At 64.8% G+C, this 23,426-nt stretch carries 16 protein-coding genes; 14 read left to right on the top strand and 2 right to left on the bottom strand.

The window, feature by feature from the left end:
• Positions 1 to 51: 51 nt before the first annotated feature.
• The gene (locus AC05QJ_RS07540) at positions 52 to 3,576 is read left to right on the top strand and encodes an indolepyruvate ferredoxin oxidoreductase family protein (protein ID WP_476746278.1); all 3,525 of its coding nucleotides are present in this window, start codon (positions 52 to 54) and stop codon (positions 3,574 to 3,576) included.
• Between the two features lie 134 nt (positions 3,577 to 3,710).
• Here AC05QJ_RS07540 and AC05QJ_RS07535 read toward each other — a convergent pair whose 3' ends face one another.
• Positions 3,711 to 4,607 carry a LysR substrate-binding domain-containing protein gene (locus AC05QJ_RS07535; RefSeq protein WP_476746277.1) on the bottom strand — a complete coding sequence of 299 codons (897 nt, stop codon included), beginning with the start codon at positions 4,605 to 4,607 and terminating at the stop codon, positions 3,711 to 3,713.
• A 95-nt stretch (positions 4,608 to 4,702) separates the two neighbouring features.
• On the opposite strand from AC05QJ_RS07535, the gene AC05QJ_RS07530 reads away from it, so the two are divergent.
• From AC05QJ_RS07530 to AC05QJ_RS07510, 5 genes are all read left to right on the top strand, one after another.
• Positions 4,703 to 6,661: an aconitase family protein gene (locus tag AC05QJ_RS07530; RefSeq protein ID WP_476746276.1), complete on the top strand. Its 1,959-nt coding sequence runs from the start codon at positions 4,703 to 4,705 to the stop codon at positions 6,659 to 6,661.
• Positions 6,658 to 7,143: a ribonuclease E activity regulator RraA gene (gene rraA / locus AC05QJ_RS07525; protein WP_476746275.1), complete on the top strand. Its 486-nt coding sequence runs from the start codon at positions 6,658 to 6,660 to the stop codon at positions 7,141 to 7,143. Before AC05QJ_RS07530 ends, rraA begins: the two co-directional genes overlap by 4 nt.
• A gap of 97 nt (positions 7,144 to 7,240) precedes the next feature.
• Positions 7,241 to 8,557, top strand: coding sequence for an MFS transporter (locus AC05QJ_RS07520; protein WP_476746274.1), 1,317 nt, complete (start codon positions 7,241 to 7,243; stop codon positions 8,555 to 8,557).
• The gene (locus tag AC05QJ_RS07515) at positions 8,554 to 9,822 is read left to right on the top strand and encodes an OprD family porin (protein ID WP_476746273.1); all 1,269 of its coding nucleotides are present in this window, start codon (positions 8,554 to 8,556) and stop codon (positions 9,820 to 9,822) included. The genes AC05QJ_RS07520 and AC05QJ_RS07515 overlap by 4 nt, the downstream gene beginning before the upstream one ends.
• Positions 9,823 to 10,074: 252 nt before the next feature.
• Complete coding sequence (locus AC05QJ_RS07510; RefSeq protein ID WP_476743356.1) at positions 10,075 to 11,025, top strand: IS110 family transposase; 951 nt, start codon at positions 10,075 to 10,077, stop codon at positions 11,023 to 11,025.
• Positions 11,026 to 11,240: 215 nt separating this feature from the next.
• Here the strand turns inward: AC05QJ_RS07510 and AC05QJ_RS07505 are convergent, their stop codons facing one another.
• Positions 11,241 to 13,139, bottom strand: a complete 1,899-nt coding sequence (locus AC05QJ_RS07505; RefSeq protein WP_476746272.1) for an acyltransferase family protein — start codon at positions 13,137 to 13,139, stop codon at positions 11,241 to 11,243.
• Positions 13,140 to 13,317: 178 nt separating this feature from the next.
• On the opposite strand from AC05QJ_RS07505, the gene AC05QJ_RS07500 reads away from it, so the two are divergent.
• From AC05QJ_RS07500 to AC05QJ_RS07465, 8 genes are all read left to right on the top strand, one after another.
• The gene (locus AC05QJ_RS07500; RefSeq protein WP_476746271.1) at positions 13,318 to 14,229 is read left to right on the top strand and encodes a LysR family transcriptional regulator; all 912 of its coding nucleotides are present in this window, start codon (positions 13,318 to 13,320) and stop codon (positions 14,227 to 14,229) included.
• A gap of 115 nt (positions 14,230 to 14,344) precedes the next feature.
• On the top strand, positions 14,345 to 15,808 hold the full coding sequence (locus tag AC05QJ_RS07495) for a gamma-aminobutyraldehyde dehydrogenase (RefSeq protein WP_476746270.1): 1,464 nt from the start codon (positions 14,345 to 14,347) through the stop codon (positions 15,806 to 15,808).
• 83 nt (positions 15,809 to 15,891) lie between these two features.
• A complete protein-coding gene (gene ydcS / locus AC05QJ_RS07490) occupies positions 15,892 to 17,043 on the top strand; it encodes a putative ABC transporter substrate-binding protein YdcS (RefSeq protein WP_476746269.1) in 1,152 nt (383 codons plus the stop codon).
• Between the two features lie 213 nt (positions 17,044 to 17,256).
• Positions 17,257 to 18,294, top strand: a complete 1,038-nt coding sequence (locus tag AC05QJ_RS07485) for an ABC transporter ATP-binding protein (RefSeq protein ID WP_476746268.1) — start codon at positions 17,257 to 17,259, stop codon at positions 18,292 to 18,294.
• Between the two features lies 1 nt (position 18,295).
• Positions 18,296 to 19,246: an ABC transporter permease gene (locus tag AC05QJ_RS07480; protein ID WP_476746267.1), complete on the top strand. Its 951-nt coding sequence runs from the start codon at positions 18,296 to 18,298 to the stop codon at positions 19,244 to 19,246.
• Complete coding sequence (locus AC05QJ_RS07475; protein ID WP_476746266.1) at positions 19,236 to 20,042, top strand: ABC transporter permease; 807 nt, start codon at positions 19,236 to 19,238, stop codon at positions 20,040 to 20,042. Before AC05QJ_RS07480 ends, AC05QJ_RS07475 begins: the two co-directional genes overlap by 11 nt.
• A 27-nt stretch (positions 20,043 to 20,069) precedes the next feature.
• Positions 20,070 to 21,494, top strand: a complete 1,425-nt coding sequence (locus AC05QJ_RS07470) for a gamma-aminobutyraldehyde dehydrogenase (protein WP_476746265.1) — start codon at positions 20,070 to 20,072, stop codon at positions 21,492 to 21,494.
• A 16-nt stretch (positions 21,495 to 21,510) separates the two neighbouring features.
• The gene (locus AC05QJ_RS07465; RefSeq protein ID WP_476746264.1) at positions 21,511 to 23,373 is read left to right on the top strand and encodes an FAD-dependent oxidoreductase; all 1,863 of its coding nucleotides are present in this window, start codon (positions 21,511 to 21,513) and stop codon (positions 23,371 to 23,373) included.
• The last annotated feature ends 53 nt before the right edge of the window (positions 23,374 to 23,426 follow it).

Below are 23,426 nucleotides of genomic sequence, written 5' to 3'. Positions count from 1 at the left end.
AGGGCACCGCGCTCCACGGCTGCCTGAATAACAAGAACTGGAGGATTAGCCATGAGTACGCCGCTTCCCACGCTGGACGACAAATACACCCAGGCCACCGGCAAGGTGCTGATGACCGGCGTGCAGGCGCTGGTACGCCTGCCGCTGATGCAACGCCAGCGCGACCTCGCCGCCGGGCTCAACACTGCAGGCTTCATCTCTGGCTACCGGGGCTCGCCGCTCGGCGGTTTCGACCAGGCACTGTGGAAGGCCCGGGATCATCTGCAAGGGCAGAAGATCAAGTTCCATCCCGGCCTCAACGAAGACCTCGCCGCCACCTCGCTGTGGGGCACCCAACAGGTCAACCTGTTCGAGGGCGCCAGCTACGACGGCGTGTTCGGCATCTGGTACGGCAAGGGCCCGGGCGTCGACCGCTGCGGTGACGTGTTCCGCCACGCCAACGCCGCCGGCACCTCACCGTTCGGGGGCGTGCTGGCCATCGCCGGCGACGACCATGGCGCCCGCTCCTCCTCGCTGCCGCACCAGACCGAGCACATCTTCAAGGCCGTGATGATGCCGGTGCTGGCGCCGTCGGGCGTGCAGGAATACCTCGACTACGGCCTGCACGGTTTCGCCATGTCGCGTTACTCCGGTTGCTGGGTAGCGATGAAAGCGGTGGCCGATACCGTGGAAAGCGGCGCCGTAGTGGACATCGACCTCAACCGCGTGCAGCCGGTGCTGCCGGACTTCCCGCTGCCCGAAGGCGGGCTCAACATCCGCTGGCCCGACCCGCCACTGGCCCAGGAGCAGCGCCTGCTGGAGCACAAGCTCTACGCGGCGGCCGCCTATGCCCGGGCCAACGGCATCGACCGCATCGTCATGGATTCGCCCAGGGCGCGGATCGGCATCGTCACCTCCGGCAAGTCCTACCTGGACGTGTGCCAGGCGCTTAAGATCCTCGGCATCGACGAAGCCCGCGCCGCCGCCATCGGCCTGCGGCTGTACAAGGTGGGCATGGTCTGGCCGCTGGACGCCGAGGGCGTGCGCCAGTTCGCCGAGGGCTTGGACGAGATCGTGGTGGTGGAAGAAAAGCGCCACATGCTCGAGTACCAGCTCAAGGAAGAACTGTACAACTGGCGCGAGGATGTACGCCCGCGCATCGTCGGCAAGTTCGACGACAAGGGCGAATGGGCGCGGCCCCACACCGACTGGCTGCTGCCGGCGATCAGCGATCTGACCCCGGCGCAGATCGCCCGCGCCCTGGCCCGGCGCATCCTCAGGGTTCACCCGAGCGGCGAACTGCAAGTGAGCCTCGCGGTACTGGATGCGCAACTGTCCGCCGGCCAGCGCTTCGACACCCTGATGGACCGGGTGCCGCACTACTGCTCCGGCTGCCCGCACAACAGCTCGACCCAGGTGCCGGAAGGCAGCAGGGCACTGGCGGGGATCGGCTGTCACTACATGGCAGCCTGGATCTACCCGCAGACCAAGACCTTCAGCCAGATGGGCGGCGAAGGCGTGGCCTGGATCGGTCAGGCGCCGTTCACGAAAACGCCCCATGTGTTCGCCAACCTTGGCGACGGCACCTACTTCCACTCCGGCCTGCTGGCGATCCGCGCCTCCGTCGCGGCCAGGGTCAACATCACCTACAAGATCCTCTACAACGACGCCGTGGCCATGACCGGCGGCCAACCGGTGGACGGCACCCTGACCGTGCCGCAGATCTCCCGCCAGCTCGCTGCCGAAGGTGTCGGGCGCATCGTCGTGGTCACCGACGACACCACGCGTTACGAGCAGGTCCACGACCTCGCTGCCGGCGTGCCAGTGCTGCGCCGCGACAGGATGGACGAGGTGCAGAAGGAGTTGCGCGCGTTCGCCGGCGTTTCGGCGATCATCTACGACCAGACCTGCGCCGCCGAGAAGCGCCGCCGACGCAAGCGCGGCAAATTCCCCGACCCGGCGCGCCGGGTGATGATCAACGAAGCGGTGTGCGAAGGCTGCGGCGACTGCAGCAGCAAGTCCAACTGCATGTCGGTGACCCAGGTGGACACCGAGTTCGGCGCCAAGCGCGAGATCGACCAGTCGTCCTGCAACAAGGACTTCACCTGCCTCAACGGCTTCTGCCCGAGCTTCGTCACCATCGAAGGCGGCACCCTGCGCAAGCCCAAGGCCCTCGCCCAGGGCAACGACGACTGGCAACTGCCGGCACCGGTGCTGGCGGACCTGACGCTGCCCTACAGCATCCTCATCACCGGCGTCGGCGGCACCGGCGTGGTGACCATCGGTGCGCTGCTGGGCATGGCCGCCTTCATCGAAGGCAAGGGCACACTGAACCTGGACATGGCCGGCATGGCGCAGAAAGGCGGCGCAGTGTGGTCGCATATCCGCATCGCCCGGCATCAGGAGCAACTGCACGCACCGCGTATCGCCGAGGGCGAGGCTAACCTGCTGCTGGGCTGCGACCTGGTGGTGAGCGCCAATGCCGAGACCCTGTCCAAGCTGCGCGAGGGCGTCACCCATGCCTTGGTCAACAGCGAGGAAAGCCTGACCAGCGCCTTCGTACGCAACTTTGCCCGCCAGGCGGAAACCGGCGATTTGCAGCGCCACCCGGACGCGCACTTCCCCACGGCTGGCATGAACGGCCAGATCCGCGAAGCGGTGGGCGACGAGCATGCGCAATTCATCGACGCCAGCCGCCTGGCCACGGCGCTGATGGGCGACTCCATCGCCACCAACACCTTCATGCTCGGCTTTGCCTGCCAGAAAGGCTGGTTGCCGGTGGGCGAGACGGCGCTGCTGCAGGCCATCGAAATCAACGGCGCAGCCGTGGCGTTCAACAAGGCGGCCTTCCTCTGGGGGCGCCGTGCGGCGGTGGACCTGCCGAGGGTTCGTGCGCTGCTGCGCAAGGACAGTGCGGCGGCGACACCGGCGCGTACGCTGGACGAAATGCTTGCTCGCCGGGTGACTTACCTCACCGACTACCAGAACGCCGCCTTCGCCGCCCGCTACCGGGCACGGGTGGAACGCTTCATCGCTGCCGAGACAAAGCTGCGCGGCGCCCCCGGCCCGCTGGCCGAAGCCGTGGCCCGGTATTACTTCAAGGTGCTGGCGATCAAGGACGAATACGAAGTGGCGCGGCTGTTCACCGGCGGCGAGTTCCTGAAGAAGGTCCAGGCTACCTTCGAGGGCGACTACCGGCTCAACTTCCACCTCGCACCACCGCTGTTGAACAAGGGCAAGAAGTCCAGCTACGGGCCGTGGATGCTCAAGGGGTTCAAGGTCCTGGCTGGACTGCGGCGGCTGCGCAACACCTGGCTCGACCCGTTCGCCCGCACCCGCGAGCGCCAGGTGGAACTGGCATGGCTGCGGGCGTACGAGGTGTTGCTGGATGAAGTGGAAACGGGGCTGCGAGCCGACAACCTGGACCTGGCCGTGAAGCTGGCGTCGCTACCGGATGCGGTGCGGGGCTATGGCGCGGTAAAGGATCGTTACCTGGGTAATGCCGAGAAAGAGAAAGCGCGGCTGCTGGATGAGTGGAGAAATGGGCCGCAGTTTCATGAGGCCAGCGCGGTGAGGATTCACGCCGTGCAGGTTTGAGGCGTCTGCTCTGGCCTCATCGCTGGCAACGCCAGCTCCCACAGGGTTTTGTGTCAGGCGACAAAACTGTGCCCGACACAAACTTTGTGGGAGCTGGCGTTGCCAGCGATGAGGCCGGCGAAAGCAACCGACGCCTAGGAGAGAAACGCCAGGAACCCCCGACACACTGCCGACAGATACTCCTCCTGCCGGCTGACGATCTGGAACTGCCGCACCGCCCACTCATCCTCCAGCGCCACACAGACCAGCGCCGGCCCGTCCGGCTGGCTGCTCACCGCCTGCTGCGGAATCACCGCAATCCCCAGTTCCGCCTGCACCATCCGGCACACCGCATCGAAGCTCTGCAGGTGAATCCCGTAGCGGATGCTCTTGCGTGCCGCCCGTGCGGCCTTGTCGAGCATGCGGTACAGCGGGCTGTCGCGGTGCAAAGCGATATGGCCGAAGTCGAGGGTGTCGGCAAACCGCACCCGCGCAAGCGTCGCCAGCGCATGGCCCGCCGGCACCACCAGCACAAGCTGGTCGGTGCGGTAGTCCTGCACCCGCAAGCCCTTCTCCGCCAGCGCCGCCAGGTCGGTGCCGATGCCCAGGTCGCTCTGGTTGCCGAGCACCGCCTCGGCCACCTGTTCGCTGGTGCGTTCCTGCAACTCGATGGCGATATGCGGGTGGGCGCGGCGGAAACGGCTGAGGTCGTCCGGCAGGAACTGGATGATGCTGGAGCGGTTGGCGCTGATGCGGATATGCCCGCGATCACCGCTGGCGAACTGCGACAGGTCGGCGGTCATCCGCGCCAGTTCGTCGAGCACATGCCGCGCATGACTGAGCAGGCAGATACCCGCCGGCGTCGGCTCGATGCCCTTCTGGTGGCGGTACAGCAACGGCGCACCGACCGCCTCTTCCAGCTCGGCGATGCGCTTGCTCACCGCCGAGGGCACCATGCTCTCGCGCTCGGCGGCGCGGGCGATGCTGCCCTCGTCGCAGGCGGCGATGAACAGCTTCAGCGAGGTGGGATCGAAGCGCCAGAGGGTTTGCATAGAAGGCCCGATATTTGGTGATGGCGGGGGTGAATTTTCATCACTTCAGCGTGTGCGAGGGAGTTCCTACCATGCACGACGTTGAGGAGATAACTATGACTACAAGAAAAATTCAATTCGATGGCCGTTTTCTGTTCCTGTCCTGCAGCAGCGAAGCCGTGAAGGCGCAGCTCCAGGGCCGGGATCTGCAACTGACCGATGCCCTGCCGCTGCGCGACAACATCTCTACCGACGAGATCACCCCGGTGGTGATCATGATGACCTACGATTCGCGCCTCGGAAAATACCCCTACGTGGGCTTCAAGACCGAGGGCGAACTGCCCATCGGCAACGACGCGGTGAAAGACGCCGGCTTCCAGATCACCGTCGCCGGCAAGCGCTATGGCAAGGGCTCGTCCCGCGAGTCCAGCCCGCTGGCGGAAAAGTCCGCGGGCATCCGCCTGATCATCGCCGAGAGCTTCGAACGGATCTACCGGCAGAACTGCGACAACATCGGCATCTACACCTCCACCGACTTCTCGCTGATCGGACGTATCCGCGCCGGAGAAGCCATCGACCTAGAGGAATTCCTGGTGGGCCGTGACGCCGTGACCCAGGAAGTGATCCGCGCCGGCGGCCTGCTCGCCTACAGCAAACTGCACCTGCCGCGTCAGCCAGAGAAGGTCTTCAATCCGCTGCCAACCCATCGCCCGCTGACGCTGGTGGAAAAGATCATCGAGCGCCGCCGCGTGGCCCCATCTGGTGAAGTCGCACGGGGCGACGGCCTGTTCCTGTCCGCCGACTGGCGCTTCAGTCACGACTACTTCACCGGCATGTGCGCGCACTTCATGCACGAGGCCTTTGGCGAAGACCTCACGCTGGCCCGCCCCCACGAAATCATCGCCTTCCAGGACCACCTGATCCTCGCCGACCAGAGCTACCCGCACATCCGCGACAACCTGCTGGCGGCGGTTGGCGGGCTGGCCTCGGCCCACGACGAATTCGTGCGCCGCTACCCGGTGGTGGCCCACGGCGCGCTCAAGGGGCAAAGCGGTTCGGAAGGCATCTGCCATGCGCTGATGACCGAACTGCACGCCCTGCCCGGCCAGGTGGTGGTGGGCACCGACTCCCACTCGCCGCACTCCGGCGCCCTCGGCTGCCTGGCCTTCGGCGCCGGCGCCACTGATATCGCCAACAGCTGGGCCACCGGTTTCATCCGCTGCCGCATGCCGGAGATCATCAAGGTCGAACTCACCGGCCGGTTACGCGCCGATGTCACCGCCAAGGACATCGTCCTCGAACTGCTGCGCAGCGAACCGATCCGCCAGGGCCAGGCCATCGGCGCGGTGTTCGAATACACCGGCGAGGCGGTACGCGCCCTGTCGATCGACGAGCGCGCCACCCTGACCAACATGGTCGCCGAACTGGGCGGCTTCACCGGCATCGTCGCCCCGGACCAGAAAGCCGTGGATTTCCTGCGCGAGCGCCGCGGCATCGAGGTGCAACTGGAAGACTGGCTGTTCAGCGACGCCGACGCCGACTACAAGGAACACATCGTCATCGACTGTTCGTCGCTGTCGCCGCTGGTGGCGGCTCCGGGTGATCCGGGCAACGGCATGGTCCTGACCGATCTGGACGAGCCGGTGGCGGTGGACATCGCCTACGGCGGCTCCTGCACCGCCGGCAAGCGCGAAGACTTCGACTACTACCACGAGGTACTCGCCTGGGGCCTGCGTCACGGCCTGAAGGTCGCCGACCATACCCGTCTGTACCTGCAATTCGGTACCCTGGCGGTGCGTGACTACTGTCGCGAACAGGGTTACCTGGAGACCTTCGAACAGGTCGGCGTCGAGCTGATCATGCCCGGTTGCGGCGCCTGCGCGAACTGCGGGCCGGGCTCCTCGACCCGCGCCGAACAGGTGACCATCAGCGCCATCAACCGCAACTTCCCCGGCCGCTCCGGTCCCGGCCAGGTCTGGCTCGGCAGCCCCTACACCGTGGCCGCCAGTGCCCTGCTCGGCCGCCTGACCAGCTTCGCCGACCTGCAACGCCAGGTGGCGGCGGAGGTCGCATGAGCAGCGCCGATCTCTGCGACCAGCACGGCGATGAACTGCGCATCGTGCCCGGCCACTGGCAGTGGTTCGGTGTCCGTCGCCAGTTCAGCGGGCCGGTGCTGACCCTGCGCGCCAATGGCTGCAACGGTGAAATCCGCACCGCCCTGGCCGAACCCGGCGCCGGGCGCGTACTGGTGATCGATGCCGGCGGCGACCCCGGCGCCCTGCTCGGCGACCGCCTCGCCGCGCTGGCCCTGGATAATGGCTGGGCCGGCGTACTGGTCCACGGCAATGTCCGCGACCGCCGGGCCCTCGCTGCACTCGACCTGGGCATCGTCGCCCTCGGCACCTGGCCGCAACGCTCGCACAACCGTGCGGGCGGCTCACCCGATGTTCCCCTTCTGCTCGGCGCGACCGTCGTCGAGCCGGGGGACTGGCTTTACGCGGACGAGGACGGCGTGCTGGTCGGCAGGCGAGACCTGTCGAACAGCCGCCCACGATGAGGATCACAATCACCACGACCGCGTGAAACCTGATGGCTGCCGGGCCCATTCGCCCGTCAGGACAACTCTCCGACAACTACAACAATGGAGACACCGCATGGCCACCCTGACCCAGAGCGCCACCGAGGGCGCTCGCGACCTGCAGGAACTGCTGCTGTACCGCCGCGTCGCCTGGCGCATCCTGCCGCTGACGATCATCTGCTTCCTGTTTTCCTATTTCGACCGCATCAACATCAGCTTCGCCAAGACCCAGATGCAGGCCGAACTGGGCCTGAGCGACGCCGCCTACGGCTTCGCCGCGAGCATCTTCTTCTTCGGCTACGTGCTCTTCGAAGTACCCAGCAGCTATGGCCTGAAGCGCTACGGCGCACCGAGCTGGATCTGCCGGATCATGGTGTCCTGGGGCCTGGCGACGGCCGCGCTGGTGTTCGCCTACAACGAGTTCACCCTGTATTTCCTGCGCTTCCTGATCGGCGTGATGGAGGCCGGCTTCGGCCCGGCGCTGCTGTTCTACCTCGCCTGCTGGTTCCCGAAGAAGAACCTCGCCAGCATGAACGGCCTGTGGTTCCTGTCGATCCCGTTGTCGGGGATGCTCGGAGCACCGGTATCGGGCTTCATCCTCGAATACATGAACGGCTTCCTCGGCCTCGCCGGCTGGCACTGGCTGTTCGTGCTGTCGGGCCTGCCGTGCGCTTTGCTGGGCGTGATCGTGCTGTTCCGTCTGGACCGCGATATCCAGTCGGCGAAATGGCTGACCCAGCCGGAAAAGGACATCCTCCAGCGCAACCTCGACAACGACCGCAAGGAGAGCAAGCCGATCCACGCCTCGCTGCTCAAGGTGATCTTCACCCGCGAGGTGGCGATCCTCTCGGTGATCTATTTCATGATCAAGCTCACCGGCTATGGCCTGAACTTCTGGATGCCACACCTGATCAGTTCGGCCGGGGTGAAGAACCAGCTGGCGGTCGGTTTCCTCACCGCCCTGCCGTACCTGGTGGCAGCGCTGGGGATGATCATCGTCACCCGCCGCTCCGACGCGTCCGGCGAGCGGCGCAAGTACCTCTGGCAATGCATGGTGGTGGGCGCCATCGGTTACTTCGCCGCCTGCTTCTTCAATGATCACTACGTGCTGCTGACCAGCTTCCTGATCCTCGCCACGGCGGGTGTGTTCATCGCCATCCCGATCTTCTGGACCATTCCACAACAGGCCTTCGCCGGCCTGGCGATTGCCGGCGGCATTGCCGCGATCAATACCGTGGGGCAACTCAGCGGCATGGTCGCGCCGCTGCTGGTGGGCTACATCAACGACCTCACCGGCAACACCTACATGGGCATGCTCGCCCTGGCACCGTTCTGCGTGATCTGCGTCGGTGTGATCCTCTGGGGCCTGCCGAAAGAGCGGGTGACGAAATGATCCGGCGTGCGCTGCTTGTGCTGGGCGTGAGCCTGGGATCAGGGCCGGTGCTGGCGGATTTCGTCGGTGATACCAAGGCCGGCCTGGAGATCCGCAACTTCTACTTCAGCCGCGACTTTCGCAACGACGAAGCCAGCCAGTCGAAACGCGAGGAATGGGCCCAGGGCTTGGTCTTCAAGGTGCAGTCCGGCTACACCGAGGGCACCCTCGGCTTCGGCCTGGATGCCCTCGGCCTGCTCGGGCTCAAGCTCGATTCCAGTGCCGACCGCGCGGGGACCGGGCTGCTGCCGAGAAATGCCGACCGGCGTGCGGCAGACGATTTCTCCACCTTCGCGCCCACGGCCAAGGTGCGCCTGGGCAACAGCGAGCTGCGCATCGGCGCGCTGACCCCGACCTTGCCGTTGCTGGCGGCCAACTACAGCCGCCTGCTGCCGCAGGTGTTCAATGGCGGGCTGCTGACCTCCACGGACATCGACAACCTCACGCTGACCCTGGGGCGGATTGATCAGGTGAAGTACCGGGACTCCTCGGACTTCGAAGACTTGGCCATCAGCGGCATGTCCGGGGGCTATTCCAGCAGTGCGCGCAGTGACGGGATGGATTACGCCGGGGCGGATTACAAGCTCGATGCGCTGACCTTGAGCTACCACTATGCGCGACTCGACGATATCTACCGGCGGGACTACGCCGGAGTGCAGTTCAGCCAGTCTCTGGGTGCCGGCAAGGTGTTCGGCGAAGTGCGCTACTTCGTGGCCCGGGATGAAGGGCGGGCGTTGGCGGGCGAGGTGGACAACCGGACCTGGAGTTCCAATGTCGGCTACAGGATCGGCGGGCACGGCTTCAGTGGTGGCTACCAGAAGGGCTCGGGGGATACCGCGTTCGCCTACCTCAACGGCAGCGACACCTACCTGTTCAGCGAAATGCTGGTCAGCACCTTCGCCCTGCAGAACGAGCGGGTCTGGCACCTGCGCTACGACTACGACTTCGCCGCCCTTGGCGTGCCGGGGCTGACGTTCAACCTGCGGTATGTAAAGGGCGATCAGGTCGATCCCGAGCATATCCGCACGGTGCAAGGCGCGGCGCTGCGGGCGGCGGGAGAAGACGGCAAGGAATGGGAACGGGCCACCGACCTGACCTATACCGTGCAAGACGGGCCGTTGAAGAACCTGTCGCTACGCTGGAGAAATGCCACCAATCGGTCGAACTATGCGGACAGTGCCGATGAGAACCGGGTGATCTTGAGTTATCAGGTCAAGTTCTTGTAGGTATCGCTGCCAAGGGCCTCATCGCTGGCAAAGCCAGCTTGTGTCTTCAAGGCCTCTTAAACTCAGAAGGGTGAGAGCGGTGGATGGCAGACTGAATGCCAGCGGTGCTTAAAGCACGAGTGGGAGCCAAGTCGCCATCCACCTCTCACTCTGACCAGAAGCCCGAACAGTTGGATGAGCGGCAAAACTCGAAATCACAAGCTAGGGATAGGTCAGAGCGCTCTCACTTCTTGAGTGTAAGAGGGCTTGGCGATGATTTCCTACTTTGTTGGTCTCGATGTTTCGAAAGCGACTGTGGATGTGGGGTTTCTTCCTGCGAATTACCCGCAGTTCCAGATCAGTAACGACTCTGATGGCTTCGCTCAGCTGATTGCATGCCTGAACGGGCTTGAAGTCGAGCGAGTACTGCTTGAGGCCACCGGTGGTTATGAGAGGGCTTTGCTCAAGGCCCTGCAGCTAAGCGGTCTTAATGTGGTTCGCGTCAATCCCAAGCGCGCTCGTGACTATGCCAGATCCATGAACAAGCTTGCCAAGACCGACAAAATCGACGCTCGGATGCTGGCGAAGTTTGCCCGAGATATCGAGGACTTGCCGCCGGTTGAGCCTAACCAGGCTCGGGATGAGCTGGGGGAGTTGATCAAGCTGCGAGGCAATCTGGTCAAGGATCGAGACAGCAGCAAGCGCCGGATACAACAAACCACTCAGGCCATAGCTATATCCACCTACACCGATCTCATCGCTTATCTGAACCAGAAAATCAAAGCACTGGATGAGGCGATTGAGAAGGCCTCGAACGCCCTGAATCAGGAGAAAGCCAGTCAGTTGAGATCGGTGAAAGGGATTGGAGTCATTGCGTGCGGCACGCTCATGGCATCGCTACCTGAGCTCGGAGCCGTGACAGGGCGCAAGATCGCGGCCCTGGTAGGGTTAGCCCCTTACAACAACGACAGCGGCAAGAAGAGCGGCCCCAGATCGATCGAAGGCGGGCGCTATGCAGTGCGCCGTGTGCTCTATATGTCGACCTGGTCAATGGTTCGCCACGATCCGGAAGTCAAAGCCGAATATGAGGCTCTGCGAGCGCGAGGCAAACTTGCCAAGGTCGTTATTGTGGCCTGCATGCGCAAGATCCTGGTACGTCTTAACGCGATGCTGCGAGACGGCACGAAGTGGAAAGAACCGAAATCTCAGATACCCGCAACCTGACAGCAAGCGAGGGCTGATTTACTGAAAAGCGGGCTTCGCCAGCGAAACCGCAATGCGGTATCGCTGGCGAAGCCATGCCTGAAGGGGGCGTTTGAAAAAAATCCTTAAAGACAGTTGCTCCCACAAGGATTGCATGCACTACAGATCCTGTGAGAGCTGGCTTGAACTGCGATGAGGCCCGAAAGTACACAAAAATTACTGGCGAAGCCCACCCCTTAAAAGACCTCGCGAAACATCCCCTGAAGCAGCTGATTTCCCGAGTCCACCAAATGGTTGTCATCGAAATACAACGCCCTGCCTTCCAGTGACCCCAGGCACTCCCCGTCCGGACATAACCACGGCACCGGATCGAGCACGCGCACCTGGCAACGGGCGGCGGCGAAATCGATGGCCTGGTTGGCCCGGCGATTGCGTTCGCGATAGGCCTCCAGCGGCACCGAGATATCCTCGGTGGTGCCGAGAATGCGCGCCTGCAGATTGAGCCCCTTGTAGACACTGAAAGACATTTCCGGAATCGGCCGGACGATGGTCACCGCGCGCCGTTCGGCCAGGGCGCAGACGGTACGGGCATACTCGGCTTCGAAGGCGCGGGCGAAGGCTTCCGGGGCCTGGTGGCGCTGGCCATCGAAATAGACGCGAAAACGGTTTTCCCGGCGGTTGTCGACATACAGCGCCGAGCGGCTCAGCAGCACCAGCGGCACACCCGGATAATCGTGCCTGAGCACGTCGAAACGGCGCTGGTTGAACGCATGGCACTTGCGCTCGAGTTCGGCGTCCTGCATCCGGAACGCCATGAGCGTCGGACAACCGCCTCGAGACCACGACAGCGCAGCGTCGCGATTGCCGATCTGCACGGCAGCGGCAGTGGACTCGGCATGGCTGTCGCCGAACAGGATCACCCGCACCTCGCCGTCTCCCAGACGGCAGTCGACCACATCACGGTCCGTCTCATCGGGATAGCACTCACGGCTGTACAGCGCGCTGGCATAAGGCGGCCGCTGGCGCTCCTCGAAGGCGAAACGCAACTGCGGGTACTGCTTCACCAGCGAAGCCCCTGCCGAGGCCATCACCACCAGACCCAGCGCCAGCCCGCAATGCCTGAGCAGGGCTTGCGAAGGCCGGCCCGACCTGGCGCTGCCGGACTCGACCCAGCGATACGACAGGTAGCCGAGGACGAACGTCAGCGCTAACGCCGCCGCCACATGCTCCGGACTGTCCAGCAGGCCGCAGATATACAGGAACACCACCAGCGGCCAGTGCCAGAGGTACACCGAATAGGAAATCCGCCCGATGAACTGCAACGGCGCGAGGCGGCTGAACGGCGAGTTGCTGTTGGCCTGGATCACCAGGGCGGCACCCAGTGCCGGCAGCAGGGCCAGATGGCCGGGCCAGGGGTCGCCGGCAGAAAAGACCAGCACAGCGAGCAGGATCATCACCAGCCCCGCGCCTTCACACAGCCCACGGCTGACACTGGAAAGTCGCAGCGGAAACAGGAACACCAGCCCGCCAAGGATCATCTCCCAGGCTCGGGTCGGCAGCAGATAGAACGCCGCCACCGGATGGCTTTCGGTCAACACCACCGACGCCGCCAGCGACACTGCGCCCAGCAGCGCCAGCACCCAGGCCATACCGCGCTCGCCGAGCCATCGGAACAGCAGCGGCACCAGCAGCGGATAGAACAGGTAGAACTGCATTTCCACCGACAGCGACCAGGTGTGCAGCAGCCAGTTTTCATGCAGGGGCGCGGAGAAGTAGTCACCGTCCTCGGCGAAATGCAGGTTCGACGTGAACAGCAGGCTGTTCTTGGCCGTGCGCAGCAGTTCCCGGTAGTCGTCCAGCGGCAGGTAGACGAAGCCGAAGAGCATGAGTGCCAGGCACAGCACCGCCAGCGCCGGGATGATCCGTCGCGCCCGCGAAGCGTAGAAGCCGGCCAGGGAAAAACGGTTCTGGCGCAGCCCCTCGACGATGATCCCGGTCATCAGGAAGCCGGAGATCACGAAGAACACATCGACGCCCGCGAAACCGCCGTCGAAGCCAGGAAGCCGGAAATGAAACAGCACCACCGCGATCACGGCAAGCGCGCGCAGGGCATTGATGTTGTTGCGAAAAACCATCGGGAAGTTCCGTTTTCTTTATTGTTATGGGTCCGTCAGTGGACCGCTCGGGCAACGGCAAAGCTGTCACCTTAGTCAGTTTGGCCGCTGCCTGCCACAAAGATTCGGCGCTGGTTGCCATCGGAAAAAAAGATATAGACTAGCTGCCATCAAGAAAAACTCATAAAAGCCCACGCCCATGATGACCCTGCGCCAGATCCGCCATTTCATCGCCGTCGCTGAAACCGGTTCGATCTCCGCCGCCGCCCAGGCGGTGTTCATTTCCCAGTCCACGCTGACCCTGGCGATCCAGCAACTGGAGCAGGAAATCGGCGTCAGCCTGTTCAACCGCCACGCCAAGGGCATGACCCTGACCCACCAGGGCCATCAGTTCCTGCGCCAGGCGCACCTGATCCTCGCCACCGTCGACAACGCCAAGCGCAGCCTACAACAGAGCACCGACCAGGTGGCCGGGCAGTTGACCATCGGCGTGACCAGCCTGGTGGCCGGCTATTACCTTGCCGACCTGCTGACCCGCTTCCAGCGCGCCTACCCCAATGTGGAGATCCGCGTGACCGAGGACGAGCGCCCCTACATCGAGCACCTGCTGGTGGCTGGCGAGATCGATGTCGGCGTGCTGATCCTGTCGAACCTGGAAGACCGCCTGGCGCTGCAGACCGAAGTCCTCACCCATTCACCCCACCGCCTGTGGCTCCCGGCCCAGCACCCGCTGCTGGAGCGCGACAGCATCAGCCTCGCCGATGTGGCCGACGAGCCGCTGATCCAGCTCAACGTCGATGAAATGGAACACAACGCCCGGCGCATGTGGTCCGGCGCGGGGCTGCAGGCGCGGATCAGCCTGCGCACCGCGTCCACCGAGGCGGTGCGCAGCCTGGTGGCGGCGGGCCTCGGGGTGTCGATCCAGCCGGACATGACCTACCGCCCCTGGTCGCTGGAAGGCGACATCATCGAGGCGCGGCCGCTGGCCGACCTCAACCAGACCCTCGATATCGGTTTGGCCTGGCGCCGCGGCACGGCGCGGCCAGCACTGGTCGATCCCTTCCTCACCGTGGCCCGTGAACCGGGCAATACCCGAAAGCCTTCGATTTAATCGAACGCCACCTTCAATATTTAGAATTTGTCGCCCTGCGCCTGCCGCTCTAGTCTCTGTAAGAAATATCGCCCACCCCGGTCGGCGAATAACTAAAACAACAGAGAATCGAAGCATGTCCGGCGCCCACCCGACCCCGCTGTCCACCGCCCTGCTGATCGACGGCGAACTGGTTGCCGGCAACGGCCCGGCCGAGCCGATCTTCAATCCGGCCACGGGCGAAGTGCTGACGCAGATCGCCGAGGCCAGCACCGAACAGGTCGAGACCGCGATCCAGGCCGCCCACCGCGCCTTCGCCAGTTGGTCACGGACCACGCCGCAGCAACGTTCCAACCTCCTCCTCGCCATTGCCGACGCCATGCAGAAGCAGGCCGATCACCTGGCCCGCCTCGAAGCCCTCAACTGCGGCAAGCCGCTGCACCTGGCCCGCCAGGACGACCTGCCGGCAGCCATCGACGTGTTCCGTTTCTTCGCCGGTGCCGTGCGCTGCCAGACCGGCCAGCTTGCCGGCGAATACCTGCCGGGCTACACCAGCATGGTCCGCCGCGATCCGCTGGGCGTGGTGGCGTCCATCGCGCCGTGGAACTACCCGATCATGATGGCGGCCTGGAAGATCGCCCCGGCGCTGGCTGCCGGCAACACCCTGGTGTTCAAGCCGTCGGAGCACACACCGCTGTCGATCCTGGCGCTGGCCCCGGCGCTCGCCGAGCTGTTGCCGCCAGGGGTGCTGAACATCGTCTGTGGCGGCGGCGAAAGCGTCGGCAGCCATCTGGTCAGCCATGCCCGGGTACGCATGGTGTCGCTCACCGGCGATATCGTCACCGGCCAGAAAATCCTCCAGGCCGCCTCCAAGACCCTCAAGCGCACCCACCTGGAGCTGGGCGGCAAGGCCCCGGTGATCGTCTGCAACGACGCCGACCTCAAGGCCGTGGTCGAGGGTGTGCGCAGCTACGGCTACTACAACGCAGGCCAGGACTGCACCGCCGCCTGCCGCATCTACGCCCAGGCCGGCATCCACGACAAGCTGGTGGCCGAACTGGGCTGGGCGGTGAGCAGCCTGCGCTTCGCCGGCAAGCGCGACGCCGACAACGAGATCGGCCCGCTGATCAGCACCCGCCAGCGCGACCGCGTGGCGAGCTTCGTCGAACGTGCGCTGAGCCAGCCCCACATCGAACGGGTCACCGGCGCCGCCGTGCATTCGGGCCCAGGCTTCTATTACCAGCCGACGCTGCTCGCCGGCTGCCAGCAGCGCGACGAGATCGTCCAGCGCGAAGTGTTCGGCCCGGTGGTCACCGTGACCCGCTTCGACGAGCTGTCCCAGGCGGTGGACTGGGCCAACGATTCCGAATACGGCCTGGCCTCGTCAGTGTGGACCCGCGACCTGGACAAGGCCATGCAGATCGCCGCCCGCCTGCAGTACGGCTGCACCTGGATCAACAGCCATTTCATGCTGGTCAGCGAGATGCCCCACGGCGGGCTCAAGCGTTCCGGCTATGGCAAGGACCTGTCCAGCGACTCGCTGCAGGACTACAGCGTGGTGCGGCACATCATGGCCCGCCATGGCGAACACCTGAGCTGAACAAAAACAGGCACTACGCTGACAACACCGCTGTACCGCTTTCACAACCTGCCCCGACCATAATTTGAAGAAGAGGGAACACCATGTTCGTGCACAAGACCGCATTGCTCAGCGCCCTGAGCACCGCCCTGCTGGCCAGCGCCAGCCTGCAGGCCGCCGAACCGCTCAAGGCCGTGGGTGCCGGCGAAGGCCAGCTGGATATCGTCGCCTGGCCCGGCTACATCGAGCGCGGTGAAAGCGACAAGAACTACGACTGGGTCACCGGTTTCGAGAAGGAAACCGGCTGCAAGGTCACGGTGAAGACCGCCGCCACCTCCGACGAAATGGTCAGCCTGATGGCCAAAGGTGGCTACGACCTGGTCACCGCCTCGGGCGACGCCTCGCTGCGGCTGATCGTCGGCAAGCGGGTGCAGCCGATCAACACCGCGCTGATCCCCAACTGGAAGAACATCGACCCGCGCTTCAACGACGGCCCGTGGTACGTGGTCAACAAGCAGGTGTACGGCACGCCCTACCAGTGGGGCCCGAACGTGCTGCTGTACAACACCAAGGTATTCCCGCAGGCGCCCACCAGCTGGGGCGTGGTGTTCGAGCCGCAGAATCTGCCGGACGGCAAACCGAACAAAGGCCGCGTGCAAGCCTACGACGGCCCGATCTACATTGCCGATGCGGCGCTGTACCTGAAGTCGGCCAAGCCTGAACTGGGCATCCAGAACCCCTACGAACTGAACGAAACCCAGTACAAGGCCGTGCTCGACCTGCTGCGCCAGCAACAGCCGCTGATCCACCGCTACTGGCACGACGCGACCGTGCAGATGAGCGACGTGAAGAACGAGGGCGTGGCTGCCTCCAGTTCCTGGGGCTACATGGTCAACGGCCTGAAAGCCGACAACCAGCCGGTGGCCTCCACCGTGCCGAAGGAAGGCGCCACTGGCTGGGCCGACACCACCATGCTGCACGCCGAGGCCAAGCATCCGAACTGCGCCTACAAGTGGATGGACTGGTCGCTACAGCCGAAGGTCCAGGGTGACGTCGCCGCCTGGTTCGGCTCGCTGCCGGCGGTCCCGGCGGCCTGCACCAGCAGCGAACTGCTGGGTGCCGAAGGCTGCAAGACCAACGGCTTCGACCAGTTCGACAAGATCGCCTTCTGGAAAACCCCGCAGGCCGAGGGCGGCAAGTTCGTGCCGTACAGCCGCTGGACCCAGGACTACATCGCGATCATGGGTGGGCGCTAAGCCTTAGCCCTGGGCCCACCTTTCGGGCCTCATCGCTGGCAATGCCAGCTCCCACAGGGTTCGGCGGCGCACACAGAACCTGTGGGAGCCGGCATTGCCGGCGATGAGGCCCGAAAGAGCCCGCAAAAGCCACCTGCCAAACATGCACCACCTTCGTCAGTCGTCCAGGCCTGGGCCGCTGCACACACCCACGCCTATCCGGAGCACCGCACCATGACCCTTGCAGTCCAGTTCACCCAGGTTTCCCGCTTGTTCGGCGAGGTCAAGGCCGTCGACCGGGTATCCATCGATATCCAGGACGGCGAGTTCTTTTCCATGCTCGGCCCTTCCGGCTCGGGCAAGACCACCTGCCTGCGCCTGATCGCCGGCTTCGAACAACCCAGCCACGGCTCGATCCGTATCCACGGCGCCGAAGCCGCCGGCCTCCCGCCCTACCAGCGCGACGTCAACACCGTCTTCCAGGACTACGCCCTGTTCCCGCACATGAGCGTGCTCGACAACGTCGCCTACGGCCTCAAGGTCAAGGGCGTGGGCAAGCAGGAGCGCCACAAGCGTGCCGAAGAGGCTCTGGGCATGGTCGCCCTCGGCGGCTACGGCAGCCGCAAGCCAGTGCAACTGTCCGGCGGTCAGCGCCAGCGCGTGGCCCTGGCCCGCGCCCTGGTCAACCGCCCACGCGTACTGCTGCTGGACGAACCGCTGGGCGCCCTCGACCTGAAGCTGCGCGAGCAGATGCAGACCGAGCTGAAGAAGCTCCAGCGCCAGCTCGGCATCACCTTCATTTTCGTCACCCACGACCAGACCGAAGCGCTGTCGATGTCCGACCGCGTCGCGGTGTTCAACCGCGGTCGCATCGAGCAGGTGGACACCCCACGCAACCTGTACATGAAGCCGGCCACTACCTTCGTCGCCGAGTTCGTCGGCACCTCCAACGTGGTCCGTGGCGAGCTGGCCAGCCAGTTGAGCGGCAGCGTCCAGCCCTTCTCTATCCGCCCCGAACACATCCGCCTGGGCGATGCCGCCGCCAGCAGCCAGGTGCAGATCAGCGGTGTGCTGCACGATATCCAGTACCAGGGCAGCGCCACCCGCTACGAGCTGAAACTGGACAACGGCCAGTTGCTCAACGTCAGCCAGGCCAACAACCAGTGGCAGGCCGAAGCCGCGCACCTGCAACCGGGCCAGCGCCTGGCCGCGCACTGGGCGCGGGAGGCGATGACGCCGCTGGCCGAAACCGTGCTGAGCGAGGGTCGCTGAGATGAGCCTGGCCCTGGAAAAACCGGCGCCGATGCCGGTGGGATCGCCGATGCGGCGCTTCTCCAACCTGCTGTACCGCAAGCCCAACCTGTACCTGGCGTTGCTGCTGATCCCGCCGCTGATCTGGTTCGGCGCGATCTACCTAGGCTCGCTGCTGAGCCTGCTGTGGCAAGGCTTCTACACCTTCGACGACTTCACCATGGCGGTGACGCCGGACCTGACCCTGGCCAACTTCGCCGCGCTGTTCAACCCGGCGAACTTCGACATCATCCTGCGCACCCTGGGCATGGCCATCGCCGTGTCCATCGCCAGCGCCGCCCTGGCCTTCCCCATCGCCTACTACATGGCGCGCTACACCACGGGCAAGACCAAGGCGTTCTTCTACATCGCGGTGATGATGCCGATGTGGGCCAGCTATATCGTCAAGGCCTACGCCTGGACGCTGCTGCTGGCCAAGGGCGGCGTGGCCCAGTGGTTCGTGCAGGCGCTGAACCTGGAGCCGGTACTGCAGTTCATCCTCGGCATCCCGGGCGTGGGCGGCAGTACCCTGTCGACCTCGCACCTGGGGCGCTTCATGGTGTTCGTCTACATCTGGCTGCCGTTCATGATCCTGCCGATCCAGGCCTCGCTGGAGCGCCTGCCGCCGTCACTGCTGCAAGCCTCGGCCGACCTCGGTGCGACACCGCGGCAGACCCTGATGCAGGTGATCCTGCCGCTGTCGGTGCCGGGCATCGCGGCGGGTTCGATCTTCACCTTCTCGCTGACCCTCGGTGACTTCATCGTCCCGCAACTGGTGGGCCCGCCCGGCTACTTCATCGGCAGCATGGTCTACGCCCAGCAGGGCGCGATCGGCAACATGCCGATGGCCGCGGCCTTCACCCTGGTGCCGATCGTGCTGATCGCCATCTACCTGTCCATCGTCAAACGCCTGGGGGCCTTCGATGCACTCTGAAAAAGCTTCGCTGGGCCTGCGCCTGGCGGCCTGGGGCGGGCTGGTGTTCCTGCACTTCCCGATCCTGATCATCTTCCTCTACGCCTTCAACACCGAGGACGCGGCATTCAGCTTTCCGCCCCAGGGCTTCACCCTGAAATGGTTCAGCGTGGCCTTCTCGCGCCCTGACGTGCTGGAGTCGATCAAGCTGTCGCTGCAGGTGGCCTGCCTGGCCACGCTGATCGCCCTGGTACTCGGCACCCTGGCCTCGGCGGCATTGTACCGGCGCAGCTTCTTCGGCAAGGAAGGCATCTCGCTGATGCTGATCCTGCCGATCGCCCTGCCCGGCATCATCACCGGTATCGCCCTGCTCTCGGCATTCAAGAGCCTGGGCATCGAGCCGGGGATCTTCACCATCGTGGTCGGTCACGCCACCTTCTGCGTGGTGATCGTCTACAACAACGTCATCGCCCGCCTGCGCCGCACCTCGCAGAGCCTGATCGAGGCCTCGATGGACCTCGGCGCCGACGGCTGGCAGACCTTCCGCTACATCATCCTGCCGAACCTCGGCTCGGCGCTGCTGGCTGGCGGCATGCTGGCGTTCGCCCTGTCGTTCGACGAGATCATCGTCACCACCTTCACCGCCGGCCACGAACGCACCCTGCCGATCTGGCTGCTCAACCAGCTCAGCCGGCCGCGGGACGTGCCCGTGACCAACGTGGTCGCCATGCTGGTGATGATGGTGACCATGCTGCCGATCCTTGGCGCCTACTACCTGACCCGCGGCGGCGAAAGCGTTGCCGGCAGCGGAAAATGACCCTGACTTGCTGACGAGGACTGAACCATGCAAACCAAGCTGCTGATCAACGGCCAACTGGTGGCCGGCGAAGGACCTGCCCACGACGTGCTCAACCCGTCCCTGGGCGCCACCCTGGTGAGCATCAACGAGGCCACCGCCGCCCAGGTGGACGCTGCCGTGCGCGCCGCCGACCACGCCTTCGACGCCTGGTCGCAGACCGCGCCGAAAGACCGTGCAGGTTTGCTGCTGAAACTGGCCGACGCCATCGAGGCCAACGGCGAAGAACTGGCCAAGCTGGAATCGGACAACTGCGGCAAGCCCTACAGCGCCGCGCTGAACGACGAGATCCCGGCCATCGCCGACGTGTTCCGCTTCTTCGCCGGTGCCAGCCGCTGCCTCAATGGCTCGGCGGCGGGCGAGTACCTGCCGGGCCACACCTCGATGATCCGCCGCGACCCGGTGGGCGTGATCGCCTCCATCGCGCCGTGGAACTACCCGCTGATGATGGTCGCCTGGAAGATCGCCCCGGCCCTGGCCGCCGGCAATACCGTGGTGCTCAAGCCCTCGGAGCAGACCCCGCTGACCGCCCTGCGCCTGGCACAGATCGCCGCCGACATCTTCCCTGCCGGCGTGCTCAACATCGTCTTTGGCAAGGGCCCGAGCGTCGGTGCGCCGCTGGTCACCCACCCGAAGGTGCGCATGGTCTCGCTGACCGGCTCCATCGCAACTGGCTCGAACATCATTTCCAGCACCGCCGACAGCGTGAAGCGCATGCACATGGAGCTGGGCGGCAAGGCGCCGGTGATCATCTTCGACGACGCCGACATCGACGCCGCCGTCGAGGGCATCCGCACCTTCGGCTTCTACAATGCGGGCCAGGACTGCACCGCGGCATGCCGCATCTACGCCCAGAGCGGCATCTACGAGCAGTTCGTCGAGAAGCTTGGCGAAGCGGTATCGACCATCAAGTATGGCCTGCAGGACGATCCGCAAACCGAACTCGGCCCGCTGATCACCGCCCAGCACCGCGACCGCGTGGCCGGTTTCGTCGAGCGCGCCATCGCCCAGCCGCATATCCGTCTGGTCACCGGCGGCAAGGCCGTGCCTGGCGACGGTTTCTTCTTCGAGCCGACGGTGCTGGCCGACGCCCAGCAGGACGACGAGATTGTCCGCCGCGAAGTGTTCGGCCCGGTGGTTTCGGTGACCCGCTTCGACGACGAGGCGCAGGTGCTGGAATGGGCCAACGACTCCGACTACGGCCTGGCCTCGTCGCTGTGGACCGCCGACGTCGGCCGCGCCCACCGCGTCTCGGCGCGTTTGCAGTACGGCTGCACCTGGGTCAACACCCACTTCATGCTGGTCAGCGAAATGCCCCACGGCGGGCAGAAACTCTCCGGCTACGGCAAGGACATGTCCATGTACGGGCTGGAGGATTACACCAGCATCCGTCACGTGATGTTCAAGCACTGATCGACAAGGACCTTGCATGCAAATCACACGACGCGATTTTCTCAACGGCGTCGCCATCGGCATCGCGGCGGGGATGACCCCGCTGCAGATCCTCCAGGCCGCGCCGGACGGACGCTACTATCCGCCGACGCTGACGGGCCTGCGCGGCAGCCATGCTGGCGCGTTCGAAGTGGCGCACCAGATGGGCTGGGAGAAAAAGACCTTCGACACCGACGCCCTGCCCATCGCCGAGCAGTACGACCTGGTGGTGGTCGGTGGCGGCATCAGCGGCCTGTCGGCGGCCTGGTTCTATCGCCAGCGCCACCCGCAGGCGCGAATCCTGGTGATCGAGAACCACGACGACTTCGGCGGCCACGCCAAGCGCAACGAGTTCAGCGCCGGCGGCCGGACGATCATCGGCTATGGCGGCAGCGAGGCGTTCCAGTCGCCGAACCACCTGTACAGCAAGGAAGTGAACGGTCTGCTCAAGGCCCTGGGCGTTGATATCAAGCGCTTCGAAACGGCCTTCGACCGCAACTTCTACCCGGACCTGAAGCTGTCGCGTGGGGTGTTCTTCGACAAGGAGACCTTCGGCGAAGACAAACTGGTGACCGGCGACCCGACGCCGATGGTGGCCGACGATATCGCCCCGGAACGCCTGAACGCCCGCTCGATCCGCGATTTCATCAACGACTTCCCGCTGCCGGAAGCCGACCGCAAGGCGCTGATCGACCTGCACGAAGCGCCCCGGGACTACTTGGCCGGCAAGAGCCTGGAAGAAAAGAACGCCCATCTGGAACGCACCAGCTACCGCGACTTCCTGCTCAAGGACGTGGGCCTGTCGCCGACGGCGGTGGCGTACTTCCAGGGTCGCACCAACGACTTCATGGCCCTGAGCATCGACGCGGTGGCTGCCTCCGACGCCTACAGCTTCGGCTTCCCCGGCTTCTCTGCGATGCAACTCGACCCCATCAGCGAAGAGGCCAGGGCGGAGATGGAAGAGCCGTACATCTACCACTTCCCCGACGGCAACGCTTCGCTGGCGCGGCTGCTGGTGCGCGACCTGATTCCGCAGGTGGCGCCGGGCAAGGGCATGGACGACATCGTCCTGGCGAAGTTCGACTACAGCCAGCTCGACCAGGCCGCGCACCCGGTGCGCATCCGCCTCAACAGCACGGCGGTGAGCGTGCGCAACGTCGAGGGTGGCGTGAACGTCGGCTACAGCCGTGGCGGCCAACTGGCGCAAGTGCGGGCCAGGCACTGCGTGATGGCCTGCTACAACATGATGATCCCCTACCTGCTGCGCGACCTGCCGGCGGAACAGGCCCAGGCCCTGAGCCAGAACGTCAAGTTCCCTCTGGTGTACACCAAGGTGGTGGTGCGCAACTGGCAGGCGTTCCAGAAACTGGGCGTACACGAGATCTACGCCGCGACCCAGCCCTACAGCCGGATCAAGCTGGACTATCCGGTGAGCATGGGCGGCTACGAGCACCCGCGTGACCCGGCGCAGCCCATCGGGTTGCACATGGTCTACGTGCCGACCACGCCCAACGCCGGCATGAACGGCCGCGACCAGGCGCGTACCGGCCGGGCGAAACTTTATGCGCAAAGTTTCGACCAGTTGGAGGCACAGTTGCGTGACCAGCTGCAGCGGATGCTCGGGCCAGGGGGCTTCGATCACCAGAAGGACATTCTGGCGATCACCGTCAACCGCTGGTCCCATGGCTATTCCTGCTTCACCAACACCCTGTACGACGATGCCGAACAGACCGAGCGGTGGATGGAGCAGGCGAAGAAACCGCTGGGCAATGTGACCATCGCCAACTCGGATGCGGCGTGGAGTGCATATGCGCATGCGGCGATTGATGAGGCGTGGCGGGCGGTGGGCGAGCTGGCCTGACGCCTGAAAGCGCCCACCAAACCCTGTGGGAGCTGGCGCAGCCTGCGAAGGAG

The sequence above is a fragment of the Pseudomonas sp. TUM25319 genome, from assembly GCF_056388475.1.
The sequence above is the reverse complement of the archived record's forward strand: the minus strand, read 5'-3'. Positions and strand labels throughout refer to the sequence as shown.